Raw genomic sequence first — 14,592 nt, forward strand, 5'->3', positions numbered from 1 at the left:
GGATGCCGCGGGCCACATCGAACGGGTTGGTAGCACCAACCTGTTCGGCGGTACGATGAACCGGATTTTTTCCCGGTTTCTGACCAACGAAATGGCGAGCATCTGTTCCGCCCGGCCCCCGGCGTGCCAGACTGACGAAAGCCAGACCAAGGGAGGGCCGCGATCATGTCCGACACCACACGCAGAACCGGCAGTTGCCTGTGCGGCGGCGTGCATTTCGTCGTCACCGGCCAGCCAACACGCGTCGGCCTTTGCCACTGCAAGGACTGCCGCAAGGCCAGCGGCTCGGCCTATTCGGCCTTCGCCATCTGGCCGCGCGACGCCTTCGAGACATCGGGCGAAGTCGCCTCTTACGGCACGCGCAGCTTCTGCCCGACCTGCGGGGGCCGCGTCGCCTGGATCGGCGACGATGAAGTCGAGGTGATGCTCGGCAGCCTCGACGTCGCGCCGACCGACTTGGAGCCGCAATATGAATTGTGGATCAGCCGCCGCGAGACATGGCTGCATGCCTTGCCCGGCACCGAACAATTCGAGCACGACCGGCCCCTTGACGGGCCAGCGCCGGAAGACGCCGCTCCGCCGCCACCGCGACCTTTGTCCGACGCCGTCGCGCACGACTGAAAATTGATCTTTCGGGCCTGGAACCCTCCCTTGTCGACGGCGTTATCCGGCGCCCCTCAAAGTACCGTTGTCCCACATCCGCGGTCACTGTCGGGCGACATGCACGGAGACTTCAGTTGAACGACAAGATGTTCCCCCGACCGATCCGCCTGAAATTCTCCCCCGAGCGTGAACGCGTCGTGCGTAGCGCCTGGGAGGGCCTGGAATGCCTCGGCGACTGGCCGGCCGGCCAAGGCCGGCGATACCGGGCGGCGCTGCGCAGTTGCCGCGATGCGCTGGATGGCTGGACGCCGCCGGAGAAGGCGATGCGGGCGATGATCGACGCAGCGCGCGAAGCCCGCATCCTTCAATAATAGCGGGAAAACCGGAGGTGGGAAAAACAATGGCCGAAATGATGCTGTCGACTCCGGTGCGGATCAAGCCGCACGGCTCGGACACGATCCGTGAGGTGGCGACCCTGCAGGACGCCAGTGAAATCCTCATCGACTGGCCGCATGCCAGCCGCGGTCCTTTCTACCAGGCCGCACGCGAAAAGATCGAGGCGGCCCTGGAAGACAAGGACGGCGCGGCACAGGCGCAGGAAGCCTTTACGGCACTGTGCGATCACGCCGGCGTGCTGGTCCGCTAACCCAAAAAAGCAGGCGATGCCCCTCGTCTGCCTTCCTGTTGATGCCGATCCCTATTTTTGCGTGGGCAGATCGCCATCCACGATCGGATGAGAGGTCTCGAACCCAAAATTCTTCGGCGCCATCAGCATCAGGACGATGACGATGGCGATAGAGGCAATAAACGTGGCTGTGCTGGCAATATCTCTCATGGCCCCGTCCTTTCAAATTGAATTCCTGAAAGAAACGTTTCGTCGGATACGAGGTTCCGGCTTGCGGAAATAACGCCGCCAGCCAAGCTTTTCTACTTGGCGGGCGGCTGGGCTGGCACTTCGCCCGGTTTGATCACCGGTGTCTTGCCTACATCGGGCGCCGGCGTGGCCATGCCCTGGTCGCCGGTGGCCGGCGGCTTCAGCACCCCGCCGCAATCATTGAGCTTTTCGCTCAGATTGCCGCCATCTGGCTGCTGCTTGCCTTGATCGGGCTGGACCCGGCATTTGTCGGCCTGCGGGGCCGGGTTGTCGGTGCCCTGCTGCTGATCCATCTGTGCCGCCGCCGGCGCGGCCAGGGCCAGCATCAGCGACGCGATAACCAGAGGTTTCATCCGAGCCTCCTTTTGCTTTTCTTGCTTTGACGGCCGCCCGCGGCAGCCTTCCTCGCAGGGACAACGCCCAGCCGCGCGAAAGGTTGGCGACAAAGGTGGACACCGAGCGACCGCCCGCAACCAAATCCGGCCTCCAGCCGTTGCCGGCAAGGAGGCACCACCATGTTCGGTAACTTTCAGTCGATGGAAATCGATACCGGCGAAGCCGGCATATTTATCCGCCGTGCGGGCAACGGTCCGGCGCTGCTGCTCCTGCACGGTTTTCCGCAGACCCATCTGATGTGGCGCGACGTGGCGCCTGAATTGGCCGAGCGGTTTACCGTCATCTGCGCCGACCTGCGCGGCTACGGCGCCAGCGCGTGCCCTTCGTCCGACAGCGCTCATGCCCCTTACGCCAAACGGGCCATGGCCGCCGACATGGCTGCCCTGATGGCCAAACTCGGCTTCGGCAGCTTCATGGTCGCCGGCCATGATCGCGGTGGGCGGGTCGCCTACCGCATGGCACTCGATCATCCCGGCCGCGTTGAAAAGCTCGCGGTGCTGGACATCGTCGCAACGGCCGACGCCTGGGATCGGGCCGACGCCAGACTGGCGCAGGGCTACTGGCCCTGGTCGCTGCTGGCGCAGCCCGAGCCCTTGCCGGAATTGATGCTGGCGGGAGCCGCCGAGGCGGTCGTCGACAACGCGCTCGGCGGCTGGGGATCGTCGCCGTCGGCATTTCCGCCCGAGGTGCGCCAGGCCTATGTCGATGCCTTGCGCGATCCCGCCCACATCCACGCCATCTGCGAGGAATACCGCGCGGCGGCGACGCTCGACCGCGAGCACGACCATGCCGACAAGGCCGCCGGCCGGCGTATCCGCTGTCCGGTGCTGGCGCTGTGGAGCGGGCAAGGCGCGCTTGCCGACTGGTACGCGGGCGAAGGCGGGCCGCTGGCTCTTTGGCGAGGCTGGGCCGATGATGTCCGCGGCCAAGCCATGCCCGGCGGCCATTTCTTCCCCGAGGAGGCGTGGCAACAAACCGCCCGGGCATTGGCGAATTTCTTCGGCGAACCAGATCGCGCCTAGTGGTCGACCTTGCCTGCACTATCGCCCGAGCGAGGAGACGGCGCACCGCGATCTCCTTTTATGTCTTGCGGGCGGGGACCGAGCCGATAGACCAGCCCCGCGACGACCAGCACGATCAGCGTGGCAAGACCGGCCACTTGCCACAGGCCGAGACCGCATGCGACGCCGATCGCGCCGGCGAGCCACATCCCGGCGCCCGTAGTCAGCCCGTGCACCTCTCCACGCGAAAACAGGATTGACCCGGCGGCGAGAAAGGCAACGCCGGCAGTCACCGCCTCGACCACACGGATCGGATCGACCTTGACGGAGTCCTGCGCGAACATTGGCGCATGGACAATCTCGATGGTGAGGATGCCGAAGGTGGCAGCGGCCACGCAGATCAGGATGTGGGTGCGCAGCCCGGCGGGACGGTTGCGCCATTCGCGCTCGAAGCCGATCACCGCGCCGTAAAGCGCCGCGAGCAGTAAACGCGCGGCAATGACCGGGAACGAGGTGTAGCTCGGATGGCCGAATTCCTCGACGAGTTGTTCCATGATTCCCTCTGAAGATCTGGAGTGCACAACGTGGACGACGTGCGGGAGTTCCGTCCACGAGGCGAGCGGGTGGAACCTGCCGTCTTCGATGCGCGACAGGGAACCTTGCCAAGCGGACGGAGTTGCGACCTTTGAACCAGGAGGAAACTGATGGCCATTGAGAAAGACGACCTCGACCGTGTCTGGAAGCTGATGGATAAGATAGGCTTCTGCATGTTGGCCACCCGCGAAGGCGACGACATCCGCTCGCGACCGATGGCGGCGCATGTCGTGCGGGGGGAGAACGCCGTTTACTTCCTCACCGACGTCACTAGCCACAAGGATGACGAGATCGAGGCGGAGCCCAATGTCGCCTTGGCCTTTGCCGATTCCGGTGGGCAGAAATACGTCTCCGTCAGCGGACAGGCGGAAGTCTCCAATGACCGCGCCAAGATCAAGGAATTGTGGTCGACACCGGCCAAGGCCTGGTGGGACAGCGCTGACGATCCGGCGATCCGCGTGCTCAAGATCACCCCAAAGGATGCTCAGTACTGGGACAGTCCCGGCACAGTGGTCAGTTATGTGAAGATGCTGGCGGCGGCAGTCAGCGACAGCCGTCCGGAGATTGGCGATAGCGGCAAGGTCAGAATGTAGCTCCGACAGCGCAGGTCGCGCCCGCAGTGCGGCCTGCATTGCATCGTGCGGCAGGTTTGACTGACGGAAAAGTTCTAGCCGCGTCGGGTAGGCCGAGAGTGGCCGCTATCGTCCTGATGCTGCGTGGCAGGCGGATCGGCCCTTTGCGGGCACTCCTCAAAGCGGTGGTCTCGGCCGCCGCAGAAGGAACAGCAAATGGCTTCGCGGCCCTCGTTTCCGGGCCACCATTGCGGCGTTTCGTAAGGCTTCCTGCCATCCATGACCAGCAATGCGCGATGCCTGATTTGGTTGCGTGGGCGGCCACCGCGTCTTGCCCGCGCAATGCGCGGCCCGTCGCGGAACCGGCGGACACATCCCGGGTTTTATGGGACAATGCAGCATCCTGAACCAAAGAGAAGCCGTCATGCCCGCTCGCCTTCCTGTCCTGTTGATGTCCTTGGGCGCCGTGCTCGCGGCGACCGCCGCAGCCGAGGCCCGCCCCGACAGCCGCGGCATGAGTTGTGCCGAGATCCGGGCCATGATCCAGAGCCGTCGCGCCGTGGTGCTGACCACGGGACCGAACACCTATGACCGCTATGTCAGGCAGTTCGGCAATGAATGCGACTGGCCGGAAGTGCCGATGTCGGCCTATATCCCGGCGCGCGACGGGCACTGCCCGGTCTATCGCTGCGAAGAGCCGGTCGACAACTTCCCGAATTGACGCCTCGCCGTCCTGACGGCATAAGCATCCGAGCTTCTCCCGCTTCGTCTAATGGTAGGACAGCGCCCTTTGAAGGCGTGAATCGTGGTTCGAGCCCATGAGCGGGAACCAGCCACAATCAGATCGCTGGCTTCTGGACCTTCCTTCTGTCGAACATCCACCGCATGAGGGATGTTCAGGACATGGCCCCGGACAAGAACGCAAAGCCGCCTTCCCCGGTGTCTCGGCGGCAATCGAGCGGGCACATCCCACCGTGTTTGCAACCGAGCCCCAAGCCTGCCTTCCGCGATCACACCATAGGCTAACGCGGCCACGTGGTTCACAGTGCAATCACAAGCGGTCGATTCCTTCGGGATGTAGCCACTGCGAAAGCCCGCTGCGGGTCGCTCCCGTGGCGGGCTTTCCCATGGGGACCAAGGTCCCATGGCCCTCGCGCAAAGGTCTGATGTAACCGCTTTGGTTCCGATATCGTCCATTGGACGTTCCGTTACTTTATCCAATCGCGATATACATCTCCTTCATTTGAATGCTTCAGTTGAATTGGACGTGCCGCATATATGGCCAGCCGGCAGCCGCCCCAGGCCGGTTAGGCCCGGTGCGCTGCTTTCCCCAACCAGAGGTGTACCGGGCCGCCCTAAGGATGAAAGCCCGCGCTCTCGGCCAGAGGCGCGCGGGCCGATCGGAAGCCCGATCTTCGGCAGAGATGCCCCCGCCCTGCCGACAAACACAAACAATTAGAAACGACTAATGTTCCATCAGCCCGTCATTCATCTTCGATCGAATGCCGGTTTCCCGTCGCGGCAAAATTGCCACTCAATTAGCAGGGACTTAATTAGCTATTTTGGATTTTAACGAATCGTTGACCGCGCTGTCCTATTTTGGAACAGCGCGGTCAAACCCCAACCGGACCGCGTAGGCGGCTCCGGCAACCCGGCCCCCGTTGCACTGCCGGAGCCGCCACCACACCCATATAAAATACCAGCAATGGTTGAATCAACAGTTACCACGCGTGCTTTCCAGTGCGCTAACGACGCCATTGGCAGTGCCAACGGATCGGGGAACGCGTTCCGCTTCGATCGAGAAAGCCCGCAGGACCTTCAGGTCTCGCGCCTCGTGCGTATCCCCGAGCCAACATTCGAAGATGTCGCCACAGCAGTGCCCAGCCTCACGCGACAGTGATTGGAACCGGTGAAACCTTGCGCCGACATGCGCGTTTTTCGCCGGCAACCTTGTCGAGGTTCCAATGCAACCTGCATGGTTCTCCAAGCCGGTGGTGGTTTCGGTCGGCGTGGCCGGCGCCACCCGCCACCTGTCCAATACACAGCAGGCCATCGAATTGCTGACGACCCATTGGCGCGACGCCGGCAGCCTGAAACATCAGTCCGCGCTGCGCGCCTGCCGCCAAGCGACAAGGGGCGACGTGCCTCCCGATATCGCCAGGGAGGCTCTGATCGAGGCCGCGCGCGAGGCGCATATACTGGTCGAGTAGCCCGCGCCCCATTCACGGATCGCAACCCTCGTTCACAATTTCGTGATCGAGGGAACCGTTTGAAACGGCAGGCGTTTTTTTGCAGGCGTCTTTTTGTCAGGCAACATCAGGAGGCGTTTATGCGCATCATGAACCTCGTCACGCTCGCCCTCATCATCCTCGGCGGTCTCAACTGGCTGTCCATGGGTGTGACCGGCTATGACGTAATCGGCACGGTCCTTGGGGGCGCCATGCTGGCCCGCTTGGCCTATCTGATCATAGGCCTTGCAGCCATATGGCAGCTCATGCCGGGCTTCCAGAGCTTCACCGTTGGGGAAGTCGACGCCGAAAGGCATCTCCCGCATCACCGGTGACCGGCAAGCCGGGGCGGCGGAAAACCTGCCGCCCCGGTTGGGCACGACGCCCTTGGCTGGCTGTGTCCATCGCCTGATTATCGCTGGTCTCGAACAGTGCCGCGATTGCAGTGGCAATCAAAATCCAACCGTTGCCGGACGGAGAAACGACGCCAATCTCTTTTTACGGGGCATACGGGACGTTCAGATGCCGAAGCCCAGCGCGGCGCCGTCGTCGCCTTCGATGCCGGCTTGCGGCACGATGATCGATGCCAGCGGTGCACTGAGGCGCCAGCTGAGACGGCCGGGCGAGCGCTCCAGTTGAGCCGAACCGCCCAGCGACTGCGGCGCCACCCGCTGCAGGACGACGGTGCCGAACCCCTTGCGCGCACTCTCGTCCCCCTTGTCGTCCGGGCGAGGCGTGGAAGTCTCGGTCCAGAGCAGCTGGAAGTCGCGTCCGCCCGATGCACCGACACTCCTGCCCAAGTCCTTGGCACCCAAGTCCTTGGCACCCAAGTCCTTGGCACCCAAGTCCTGGGCACCCAAGTCCTGGGTGCCGGAGCCTTGGGCGCTTGAGCCGATTGTCCAGGTGATCTCGACCTGGCCGTCTTCACTGCCCAGCGCGCCATATTTGGAGGAATTCGTGCCAAGCTCGTGGAAAGCCATGCCGAGATTCTGTACCGCATTCGACTGCAGCGTCAGGACCGGGCCGGAGAGCAGGATCTGCTCCTCGCGGCCGAAAGGCTTCAGATGTTCCTGGATCAGGTCGAACAGGCTGGCGCCGGCCCACTCCGAGGTGACGAGCAGATCATGCGAACGCGACAGCGCCATGATGCGGGCGCGGATCAGTTCTTCGAACTCCCGCGGGTCGCTCGAGCGCTTGCTCGTCTCCCTGACCATCGACAGGATGACCGCGAACTGGTTCTTGACGCGATGGTTGACCTCCCGCATCAAAAGCCTGATGCGGCGCTCGCTCTCCTTTGCGGCGGAAATGTCGCGGGCGATCTTGGAGGCGCCGACGATCTCGCCATTGGCGTTCTTGATCGGCGAAACCGTGAGCGAGACGGAGATAAGCGCGCCGTCCTTGCGCCTTCGCGTCGTCTCATAACTCGCCACGCGGTGGCCACCGCGAACCCTGCTGATGATCTCGGTCTCCTCGCTCTTGAGGTGATCGGGAATGAGCATGAGGATCGACTGGCCGACGGCTTCCTCGGCGGTGTAGCCGAACATGCGTTCAGCCGCCAGGTTCCAGCTCGTGATGATGCTGGTCAAATCCTTGCTGATGATGGCATCGAAAGAGGAATCGACGATGGCCGCGAGGCGTGCGTCGGCGGTCGCGCTCTGTTTTTCGTTGTTTGTTGCCGTCGCCGCCACGATTTCGGTCATTGGCATGAGGTAGCGCGCAAGCGGATCAAGACAATCTCCCCGGACGCAATTCACATAGGCGGCGCGCCACGGATGAAGCAAGCTTCACTCCGAAGGCCGATCGCTCGTCTTGCCGTCGCCTTCGGGCAGCACGCCGAATTCCTGCGACTTGACGCCGTGCTCGGCCGTCAGGAACCCATCCGAGGAAAGACCGCGCCGCAGCAGCTCCCGGACCGCTGCCGAGCGGCTCGGCATGCGCTTTTCGAAGCGCCAGTTTTCCAGCGCCGCCAATTCGTCCGTGGTGAGCATGATCTGCAGCCGTTCCGGGCGTTCCAGTTCAGCCATGTGCGCGCTCCTCGCTCAGGACTAAAAATACGGTGAGTTAGTATCTAACTCATTCAGCTTATAATTATGGTAACACCCATTACGCGTCAAGGCCGGCCAGTGAGCCCTCCGCACATCAAACGCATGATGCTCATCGAACGTCTGATACGCATTCCTGTAATTTCACTAACTAACTGATTTTATTTGTATATTTCACAGATTTTGCTTGCCAGGCCGACACCCCGGGCGCATGCTCCAATCTGAACAGAAAACCGTTCCCTTTGGGAGGTTTCGATGCGGTACGATTACTCCATGCGCCTGCGCGATGACGTCAATGCAGCGGTCGAGAAGGCGTTCAAGACGGCCGGCATCGTCAACATTACGGTGACGGCCGAGCAGGTCAGGGTCATGAATCTGGCCGAGAATGTCGCGCTCGAGGATGTTGAATACCTGGTTTTGCAGGCTGCCCAAATGCTTGGAGCGGCAATCGAATTCGACACGTTGGGCAGCGGGTTGGTGCTGTCTGGAAACGGCGTCGAGGGTGATGAACCAGTGATCAGCCCCCTCATCCTTTCGCAGCCAGCCTCGATCCAGTGATGCCGCTCCGACGCGGCGCCCTGCGGTCGTGGCGTCGCTTCCAACATGTGAACGGATGGCTCCGGTCCGAGCCTGCACGGTGCCTGGCACCCTTGATCACAGTCGGTTGAGGTGGCGCTGGACACCTATGGCAACCGAGCACACGCTCTATATGGTGCTGCAAACCCCAAACGGAGCAGCGCTGCCATGACCCTCGCGACACGAAAACTCGGCAGCCAGGGATTGAAAGTCTCGGCCATCGGCCTCGGCTGCATGGGCATGAGCCAGTCCTACGGCCCGGCCGACGAGGCCGAGTCCATCGCCACGCTGCACCGCGCCATCGAACTTGGCTGCACCTTCCTGGATACCGCCGAGGTCTATGGCCCGCACACCAACGAGGCATTGCTCGGCCGGGCGCTGAAGGGCAAGCGCGACCAGGTGACGATCGCCACCAAATTCGGCTTCCGCATCGAAAACGGCAAGCAGCTCAGCGGCGTCGATAGCCGGCCCGAGCATATCCGTGAGGTTGTGGAAGCCTCGCTCGGCCGGCTCGCCACCGACCATATCGACCTGCTCTACCAGCACCGCGTCGACCCTGATGTGCCGATGGAGGATGTCGCCGGCGCGGTCGGCAAGCTTGTGGCCGAGGGCAAGGTGCGCTTTTTCGGCCTGTCGGAGGCCGGTAGCGCCAACATCCGCCGGGCGCATGCCGTCTTTCCCGTCTCGGCGCTGCAGAGTGAATATTCGCTGTGGGAGCGCAATCTGGAGCCGGAGATCATCCCGCTGCTCAAGGAACTCGGCATTGGTCTGGTGCCCTTCTCGCCGCTCGGCCGCGGCTTCCTCACCGGTGATGTCAAGCGCGCCGAGGATTATCCGGAGGGCGACTATCGCCGCAACGACCCGCGCTACCAGGGCGAGAACTACGACGCCAATGTCGAGGCGGCCGGCACGGTGCGCGACATCGCGGCCGCCCGGGGCGTCAAGCCAGGACAGATCGCGCTGGCCTGGCTGCTCGGCAAAGGCAGCGATTTCGCTGTCGATATCGTGCCGATCCCCGGCACCAAGCGCAGAAAATATCTGGAGGAGAACGTCGCCGCCACCTCGCTGAAACTCGACGCCGCCGAAATGGCCGCACTGGGAGAGGCGCTGGCGCCAGGAAAAATCTCCGGCCCGCGCTACGGCGAGCGCGGCATGGCGATGGTCGATCGATAGCTCGTCTCGACCGCGCGGCGAAGGCCCGGCGGCAATCATTACCGGATCGGCCGATGCGGACGATTGCCAGCCGTCCATGCACGGTCGCTCCGTAAGCAGTTCCGCGAAAAGGATCTCATCGACAGCATCCCTGAATGTGATTGTCCCCGCCTGTCTCCCGAGATTTCCGCCTGTCGATTTTGCCAATTCGCCGGGAACGAAGTTTTTTCGTTGAGGTTTACCCCGCGAAGGGACTGATGCTTTCGAGGAGATCTCCCATGAAGCAAATTCTGATCACCAGCATGCTCGCGCTCGGCATCGGATGCGGTGCCGCGATTGCTCAGACACAGCCGGCTGAAACCCAGTCGGGCGGTGACGCCAATTGCGCGGCCGCTGCGGCCAACTGTCAAAAAGGCTCGAAGATGAAGATGGGCGAGCAGGCCCAGGGCAAGGCCAAGGTCCAGACGGACCAACAGGCCCAGGGCAAGCCCAAGCTCAAGACCGACGAGCAGGCCCAGGGCAAAGCCAAGGTCCAGACGGATCAGCAGGCCCAGGGCAAGGCGAATGCAACCACCGATCAGCAGGCTCAGGGCAAGGCCAAGGTCCAGACGGATCAGCAGGCTCAGGGCAAAGCCAAGGTCCAGACGGACCAGCAGGCCGAGGGCAAGGCAAACGCGACCACCGATCAGCAGGCCCAGGGCAAGGCCAAGGTCCAGACGGACCAGCAGGCCCAGGGCAAGGCGAATGCTACCACCGATAAGCAGGCCCAGGGCAAGGCCAAGGTCCAGACGGATCAGCAGGCCGAGGGCAAGGCAAATGCTACCACCGATCAGCAGGCCCAGGGCAAGGCCTCGACACAGACTGATCAGGGGTCGACTGCTTCCATCAGCAATGTGACTGTCGAACAGAAAACCCAGATCACCCAGGTCATCAAGGAGACCCGGGTCGAGCCGGTCTCCAATATCGATTTCGACATTACGGTCGGCGTCGAGGTTCCCCGGCACAAGATCCGGCTGCATCGTCTGCCGGCGCGCATCGTCAAGATCGTACCAGCCTACGAAAGCTACGAGTATTTCGTATTGGCCGACGGTCGGATCGTCATCGTCGATCCGGATACGTTGAAGATCGTCCTTATCCTGACCTGACTTGGGCGCTCGCTCTGAAACGCCCGCCACATCCAGGTGGCGGGCGTTCTATGAAACCTGCCGCTAAATCGACCGTGGCCGAACGACTGCAGAATGGGTTTCAGCGTCATGCAACCAGAGCTGGGCAATGCCGCCAGGATTTGGCCGTCAGGACATCAAAGCTGGATTTCAGCCCCTGCCTGTTCATCGAACAAGACTGAGCAGCCTCGTGCAAGCGCTACAGTGGAAAGGGCGTTTGCCACCACGTCGTCCGGCGACACGAAATCGCCGGTCAGAACCCGCAACTCTTCCACCCCTTCAGCCATCGAGACAAAATTTCCGACCACGCGATCGTGCTTGCAGGCCTCGACCACGTAAAGCAGATCGACCAGTTCGAAGCTGCGCATGTTCAGCCTCCAATAAGAATGTCCCTTGCTTTATCGTGAAACGCGTTGGCTGAACATTGTGTTCCGGCGGGCTCGAATTAACCCTGCCCCACCGCTGCGTCCGGCGCCGTTGGCGACGAACTTCAGCGCCAACGGCCGCTCGTTCGGCGTGCGCCCGTCCACCATGCCATGCGCGACAAAATCCGCGCTGATGTCATGGGCGAGCGCTTGCCGTCGATCGTCAAACTCACTTCCGAATATCGGAACATTTTCGGCCCGGCGCGCCTCGCCGACATCAGCGCCGATGGTTTTTCCCGCCTGATCTGAAGCCCTCGCTGTACATGAGGTTCTGACGCCAACGATGCGCAGCGCCTGTGGCCGTTGGAATTTTGCCGTTGCTTGGGTTATGATCAGCCGGATGCTTCCCTCTGGAAATGGCGGTGAAGGCATGTTGCGAAAGAGCTTTTCCAGCTATTTGAGGCAGGGCCTCCTGCTCGCGTTCCTGGCCACGTTCAGCACGCTCTGGCTCGCCCAGGCCCACGCCGAGCGGCGTGCGGCCATTGTCGTCGGCAACAGCGAATATCCGTTTGCCCCGCTGACCAATCCCCGCAACGACGCCAAGCTCATCGCCAATACCTTGACCGAACTCAAATTCGACGTCCTGCTCTTTTACGATGTCAAGAAATCGGCGGAGAAAGACCTGAACGACGCGATACGCGCGCATCTCATAGGCGCCGACATGGCGGTCTTCTATTACGCCGGCCATGCCTTGCAGTATAACGGCCAGAACCTGCTGCTCCCCGTCGATACCCGGATCTCGTCGGCCAAGGACGTCGCGGCCGACGCCATGAGGCTCAACGATCTGATCGACATCGTGAAGAACGATCCGGTCGGCGTGAAAGTCTTCATCCTCGATGCCTGCCGCAACAATCCGGTTGCCAAGGAGAAGGGGTTGCAGCAAGGCCTCGCCTACACGGAGGCCGGCAGCGGCCAGGTGCTGGTCGCCTTTGCCACCAGCGCCGGTGAGGTCGCTTATGACGGGACGGGCATCAACAGCCCCTATTCGTCGGCGCTCGCCAACGCCCTGCTCATGCCCAATCTCGATGTGTACGACACGTTCCGCACGGTGCGGGGCGACGTTCGCCAGGCGACGGCCGGCTCACAAATTCCCTGGATCACCGGCTCGATCGAAACGAAATTCGTCTTCCGGCAGGGTGACGCCGGCAAGCAGGTTGCGCAAGCCGAGCACGCCGCCGAAGCGAATGGCGGCCTGACCATCGATGAGGTGTTATGGTCCTTCATCAGCGACAGCCAGAATCCGGAGGACTTCGAGCGCTTCGTGAAGGTCTTTCCCAATAGCCGCTACGCGGCCGAGGCGACGGAGAAGAGCCGCTTCAAGGTGGCTGCGTTGACCAAGCGCGGACTCTATGTCAACGGCAATCTGGTCTCCAGCTCGATCGCGGCGGTGGCGCCGGTCGAGGCGAGTGACAAGGCGTTGAGCGAGGAGTTCGTGTTCCAGCAGGCCGGCGAGCGCGCCGTCAGCGAGACCTTTCGTATTTGGCCGAGCAACCTGCCCGACACGCAGCGCGGCATGCGGACGATGGTGACGGATTGCGATCTCTACGCCGCCGACCCCAACGATCCACAGCGCGCGGTGCCTGGTGTCACCAACGGGCTCGTCAATGTTCGGGACGCGTTGCGCGCTTGCGCTTTTGCACTGGCGGCCGACATCAACAACCCGCGCCTGCAGTTCCAGTTCGGCCGTGTGCTGGAAATTGCCAGGCGCTACAGCTGGGCCGAGCATTTCTACGAATTGGCCGGCAATCAGCAATACAGCGCCGCGCTCATCAATATGGGCTACATGGCGCGCGTCGGCATGGGGCGCGAGATCGACTACGGCCGCGCGTTCGACTTTTACGTTCGGGCCGCTGCGCTTGGCAATCTCAGAGCCAGGACCGATATCGGCTCCGCCTATATTGCTGGCCAAGGCGTACCAAAGCTGCCGCAGGAAGGCGTTCTTTGGTATCGCCTGGCCGCATCAAGTGGCTGGGCGAATGCGATCACGGCGCTCGGCGACGCTTACCGCCTCGGCACTGGTGTGAAGCAAGACTATGTCCAGGCGGCCTCCTTGTATTCAGCAGCGGCCGATACCGGCCAGATCGATGCGATGGCAAATCTGGGACAGGCGTATCTCGCGGGCGAAGGCGTGAAAAAGGACGTGCCACGAGGACTCGAACTGTTGCAGCGCGCAAACGACATGGGCAACAGGTACGCACCGTATTTTATGGCGCAGCTGTATCTGAAAGGCGACCGCAAGCTGGCTGCCGATCCTCGCCGCGCCTTGACCCTCCTTGAGCTTTCCGCAAACCGGGGAAATGAGTACGCCTACGTCCGTCTCGCCTGGGGGCATCGCGACGGGGTATTCACCGGCAAGCCTGACCTGCGACGAGCCTACTTCGACGCCTCCCTCGCCGCGAGGCTTCGGGCCGATCAGGGAGAACAGGCGAAGGCGGAGATAGCCAAGAAAATAGACCCCGCAACGCGAAAGGAAATAGACGGAGAAGTTGAACTATATATCAAACAGAATGGTCCGTAACGCGTGATAGACATTGCGCGATATTCGAGATGATTGCGCTATCAGAACCAAAGACCGTGCCGGTAGTTGGTGCCGAACAAGGCGGCGGATCAATAGTGAGAATCGCCGCGCTTCGAACTCGATTTGTCGGGTTGAGGCGTACTTACCTTGGTGACCTTGGTGACCTTGGCGCACCGTCCATCCTTCAGCGAAAAACCGAAATCGCAGAGGATGGGCCTTCCTGCAATCGTCCAGCATCCGCTCAGCATGACTGAGGTCGAAACCAAGGCGGCGGCCGAAGCCATCTTTGCCAGCAGCAATCTTGCCATTTGCGTCGCTCCAGCCTCGACCAAAACGGGCGCGGCATCGCATCAGGACTTTCAACGTCACGCCGTAACAAGAAAATACGCCTAGTGCCCTATAGTCAAGGGGAACGCAGGCGAGTGTGCCAGTCCTGCTTACTGACGGA

At 62.2% G+C, this 14,592-nt stretch carries 20 protein-coding genes and 1 tRNA gene; 14 read left to right on the forward strand and 7 right to left on the reverse strand.

What is annotated here, in order from left to right:
• Window positions 1-165: 165 nt before the first annotated feature.
• From AB4Z43_RS04490 to AB4Z43_RS04500, 3 genes are all read left to right on the forward strand, one after another.
• Window positions 166-621 carry a GFA family protein gene (locus AB4Z43_RS04490; RefSeq protein WP_019859296.1) on the forward strand — a complete coding sequence of 152 codons (456 nt, stop codon included), beginning with the start codon at window positions 166-168 and terminating at the stop codon, window positions 619-621.
• A gap of 116 nt (window positions 622-737) precedes the next feature.
• Complete coding sequence (locus AB4Z43_RS04495; protein ID WP_019859297.1) at window positions 738-974, forward strand: DUF982 domain-containing protein; 237 nt, start codon at window positions 738-740, stop codon at window positions 972-974.
• A gap of 29 nt (window positions 975-1,003) precedes the next feature.
• Window positions 1,004-1,249: a DUF982 domain-containing protein gene (locus AB4Z43_RS04500; protein WP_019859298.1), complete on the forward strand. Its 246-nt coding sequence runs from the start codon at window positions 1,004-1,006 to the stop codon at window positions 1,247-1,249.
• A 51-nt stretch (window positions 1,250-1,300) separates the two neighbouring features.
• Here the strand turns inward: AB4Z43_RS04500 and AB4Z43_RS04505 are convergent, their stop codons facing one another.
• Both AB4Z43_RS04505 and AB4Z43_RS04510 read right to left on the reverse strand, forming a co-directional pair.
• Window positions 1,301-1,438, reverse strand: coding sequence for a hypothetical protein (locus AB4Z43_RS04505; protein WP_441936092.1), 138 nt, complete (start codon window positions 1,436-1,438; stop codon window positions 1,301-1,303).
• 92 nt (window positions 1,439-1,530) lie between these two features.
• On the reverse strand, window positions 1,531-1,830 hold the full coding sequence (locus AB4Z43_RS04510) for a hypothetical protein (RefSeq protein WP_441936094.1): 300 nt from the start codon (window positions 1,828-1,830) through the stop codon (window positions 1,531-1,533).
• Window positions 1,831-1,992: 162 nt separating this feature from the next.
• On the opposite strand from AB4Z43_RS04510, the gene AB4Z43_RS04515 reads away from it, so the two are divergent.
• Window positions 1,993-2,895, forward strand: coding sequence for an alpha/beta fold hydrolase (locus AB4Z43_RS04515; RefSeq protein WP_441936096.1), 903 nt, complete (start codon window positions 1,993-1,995; stop codon window positions 2,893-2,895).
• Here the strand turns inward: AB4Z43_RS04515 and AB4Z43_RS04520 are convergent.
• Window positions 2,892-3,428, reverse strand: a complete 537-nt coding sequence (locus AB4Z43_RS04520) for an MgtC/SapB family protein (RefSeq protein ID WP_069092564.1) — start codon at window positions 3,426-3,428, stop codon at window positions 2,892-2,894. The genes AB4Z43_RS04515 and AB4Z43_RS04520 overlap by 4 nt on opposite strands.
• Before the next feature lie 150 nt (window positions 3,429-3,578).
• On the opposite strand from AB4Z43_RS04520, the gene AB4Z43_RS04525 reads away from it, so the two are divergent.
• The 5 genes from AB4Z43_RS04525 to AB4Z43_RS04545 all read left to right on the forward strand — a co-directional run bounded on the left by AB4Z43_RS04525 (window position 3,579) and on the right by AB4Z43_RS04545 (window position 6,603).
• Window positions 3,579-4,061 (forward strand): pyridoxamine 5'-phosphate oxidase family protein, encoded by a 483-nt coding sequence (locus AB4Z43_RS04525; RefSeq protein WP_441936098.1) that lies wholly within the window; start codon window positions 3,579-3,581, stop codon window positions 4,059-4,061.
• Between the two features lie 403 nt (window positions 4,062-4,464).
• Window positions 4,465-4,761 carry a hypothetical protein gene (locus AB4Z43_RS04530; protein WP_202359603.1) on the forward strand — a complete coding sequence of 99 codons (297 nt, stop codon included), beginning with the start codon at window positions 4,465-4,467 and terminating at the stop codon, window positions 4,759-4,761.
• A 37-nt stretch (window positions 4,762-4,798) separates the two neighbouring features.
• Window positions 4,799-4,872: transfer RNA gene (locus tag AB4Z43_RS04535), tRNA-Gln, on the forward strand.
• 1,132 nt (window positions 4,873-6,004) lie between these two features.
• On the forward strand, window positions 6,005-6,250 hold the full coding sequence (locus AB4Z43_RS04540; protein ID WP_441936101.1) for a DUF982 domain-containing protein: 246 nt from the start codon (window positions 6,005-6,007) through the stop codon (window positions 6,248-6,250).
• Window positions 6,251-6,369: 119 nt separating this feature from the next.
• The gene (locus AB4Z43_RS04545) at window positions 6,370-6,603 is read left to right on the forward strand and encodes a DUF378 domain-containing protein (RefSeq protein ID WP_019859308.1); all 234 of its coding nucleotides are present in this window, start codon (window positions 6,370-6,372) and stop codon (window positions 6,601-6,603) included.
• A 183-nt stretch (window positions 6,604-6,786) separates the two neighbouring features.
• On the opposite strand, the gene AB4Z43_RS04550 is transcribed toward AB4Z43_RS04545, so the two are convergent.
• On the reverse strand, window positions 6,787-7,974 hold the full coding sequence (locus AB4Z43_RS04550) for a PAS domain S-box protein (RefSeq protein WP_038647922.1): 1,188 nt from the start codon (window positions 7,972-7,974) through the stop codon (window positions 6,787-6,789).
• Between the two features lie 78 nt (window positions 7,975-8,052).
• Window positions 8,053-8,292 carry a hypothetical protein gene (locus AB4Z43_RS04555; protein WP_019859310.1) on the reverse strand — a complete coding sequence of 80 codons (240 nt, stop codon included), beginning with the start codon at window positions 8,290-8,292 and terminating at the stop codon, window positions 8,053-8,055.
• Between the two features lie 291 nt (window positions 8,293-8,583).
• On the opposite strand from AB4Z43_RS04555, the gene AB4Z43_RS04560 reads away from it, so the two are divergent.
• From AB4Z43_RS04560 to AB4Z43_RS04570, 3 genes are all read left to right on the forward strand, one after another.
• A complete protein-coding gene (locus AB4Z43_RS04560; RefSeq protein WP_019859311.1) occupies window positions 8,584-8,868 on the forward strand; it encodes a hypothetical protein in 285 nt (94 codons plus the stop codon).
• Window positions 8,869-9,054: 186 nt separating this feature from the next.
• On the forward strand, window positions 9,055-10,059 hold the full coding sequence (locus AB4Z43_RS04565; RefSeq protein WP_019859312.1) for an aldo/keto reductase: 1,005 nt from the start codon (window positions 9,055-9,057) through the stop codon (window positions 10,057-10,059).
• Window positions 10,060-10,316: 257 nt separating this feature from the next.
• Complete coding sequence (locus tag AB4Z43_RS04570; RefSeq protein WP_441936105.1) at window positions 10,317-11,183, forward strand: DUF1236 domain-containing protein; 867 nt, start codon at window positions 10,317-10,319, stop codon at window positions 11,181-11,183.
• 155 nt (window positions 11,184-11,338) lie between these two features.
• On the opposite strand, the gene AB4Z43_RS04575 is transcribed toward AB4Z43_RS04570, so the two are convergent.
• Window positions 11,339-11,569: a hypothetical protein gene (locus AB4Z43_RS04575; RefSeq protein WP_019859314.1), complete on the reverse strand. Its 231-nt coding sequence runs from the start codon at window positions 11,567-11,569 to the stop codon at window positions 11,339-11,341.
• Window positions 11,570-11,599: 30 nt separating this feature from the next.
• Window positions 11,600-11,998: a hypothetical protein gene (locus tag AB4Z43_RS04580; RefSeq protein ID WP_441936107.1), complete on the reverse strand. Its 399-nt coding sequence runs from the start codon at window positions 11,996-11,998 to the stop codon at window positions 11,600-11,602.
• Between AB4Z43_RS04580 and AB4Z43_RS04585 the strand changes: the two genes are divergently transcribed.
• Both AB4Z43_RS04585 and AB4Z43_RS04590 read left to right on the forward strand, forming a co-directional pair.
• The gene (locus AB4Z43_RS04585) at window positions 11,997-14,144 is read left to right on the forward strand and encodes a caspase family protein (protein WP_038652979.1); all 2,148 of its coding nucleotides are present in this window, start codon (window positions 11,997-11,999) and stop codon (window positions 14,142-14,144) included. The genes AB4Z43_RS04580 and AB4Z43_RS04585 overlap by 2 nt on opposite strands.
• A 147-nt stretch (window positions 14,145-14,291) precedes the next feature.
• Entirely contained in the window at window positions 14,292-14,537 is a 246-nt protein-coding gene (locus AB4Z43_RS04590) for a hypothetical protein (RefSeq protein ID WP_441936109.1), read from the forward strand.
• The last annotated feature ends 55 nt before the right edge of the window (window positions 14,538-14,592 follow it).

Origin of the sequence: Mesorhizobium sp. 2RAF45 (assembly GCF_052115225.1) — a bacterium.
Classification (GTDB): domain Bacteria; phylum Pseudomonadota; class Alphaproteobacteria; order Rhizobiales; family Rhizobiaceae; genus Mesorhizobium; species Mesorhizobium jarvisii.

What these genes read in the sequence shown, in the direction of transcription:
- AB4Z43_RS04545 (WP_019859308.1), top strand. Translation starts at nt 6,370, where the DNA reads ATGCGCATCATGAACCTCGTCACGCTCGCCCTCATCATCCTCGGCGGT.
- AB4Z43_RS04550 (WP_038647922.1), bottom strand. Translation starts at nt 7,974, where the DNA reads ATGCCAATGACCGAAATCGTGGCGGCGACGGCAACAAACAACGAAAAA.
- AB4Z43_RS04515 (WP_441936096.1), top strand. Translation starts at nt 1,993, where the DNA reads ATGTTCGGTAACTTTCAGTCGATGGAAATCGATACCGGCGAAGCCGGC.
- AB4Z43_RS04560 (WP_019859311.1), top strand. Translation starts at nt 8,584, where the DNA reads ATGCGCCTGCGCGATGACGTCAATGCAGCGGTCGAGAAGGCGTTCAAG.
- AB4Z43_RS04520 (WP_069092564.1), bottom strand. Translation starts at nt 3,428, where the DNA reads ATGGAACAACTCGTCGAGGAATTCGGCCATCCGAGCTACACCTCGTTC.
- AB4Z43_RS04490 (WP_019859296.1), top strand. Translation starts at nt 166, where the DNA reads ATGTCCGACACCACACGCAGAACCGGCAGTTGCCTGTGCGGCGGCGTG.
- AB4Z43_RS04510 (WP_441936094.1), bottom strand. Translation starts at nt 1,830, where the DNA reads ATGAAACCTCTGGTTATCGCGTCGCTGATGCTGGCCCTGGCCGCGCCG.
- AB4Z43_RS04530 (WP_202359603.1), top strand. Translation starts at nt 4,465, where the DNA reads ATGCCCGCTCGCCTTCCTGTCCTGTTGATGTCCTTGGGCGCCGTGCTC.
- AB4Z43_RS04505 (WP_441936092.1), bottom strand. Translation starts at nt 1,438, where the DNA reads ATGAGAGATATTGCCAGCACAGCCACGTTTATTGCCTCTATCGCCATC.
- AB4Z43_RS04500 (WP_019859298.1), top strand. Translation starts at nt 1,004, where the DNA reads ATGGCCGAAATGATGCTGTCGACTCCGGTGCGGATCAAGCCGCACGGC.
- AB4Z43_RS04580 (WP_441936107.1), bottom strand. Translation starts at nt 11,998, where the DNA reads ATGCCTTCACCGCCATTTCCAGAGGGAAGCATCCGGCTGATCATAACC.
- AB4Z43_RS04565 (WP_019859312.1), top strand. Translation starts at nt 9,055, where the DNA reads ATGACCCTCGCGACACGAAAACTCGGCAGCCAGGGATTGAAAGTCTCG.
- AB4Z43_RS04570 (WP_441936105.1), top strand. Translation starts at nt 10,317, where the DNA reads ATGAAGCAAATTCTGATCACCAGCATGCTCGCGCTCGGCATCGGATGC.
- AB4Z43_RS04540 (WP_441936101.1), top strand. Translation starts at nt 6,005, where the DNA reads ATGCAACCTGCATGGTTCTCCAAGCCGGTGGTGGTTTCGGTCGGCGTG.
- AB4Z43_RS04525 (WP_441936098.1), top strand. Translation starts at nt 3,579, where the DNA reads ATGGCCATTGAGAAAGACGACCTCGACCGTGTCTGGAAGCTGATGGAT.
- AB4Z43_RS04575 (WP_019859314.1), bottom strand. Translation starts at nt 11,569, where the DNA reads ATGCGCAGCTTCGAACTGGTCGATCTGCTTTACGTGGTCGAGGCCTGC.
- AB4Z43_RS04585 (WP_038652979.1), top strand. Translation starts at nt 11,997, where the DNA reads ATGTTGCGAAAGAGCTTTTCCAGCTATTTGAGGCAGGGCCTCCTGCTC.
- AB4Z43_RS04555 (WP_019859310.1), bottom strand. Translation starts at nt 8,292, where the DNA reads ATGGCTGAACTGGAACGCCCGGAACGGCTGCAGATCATGCTCACCACG.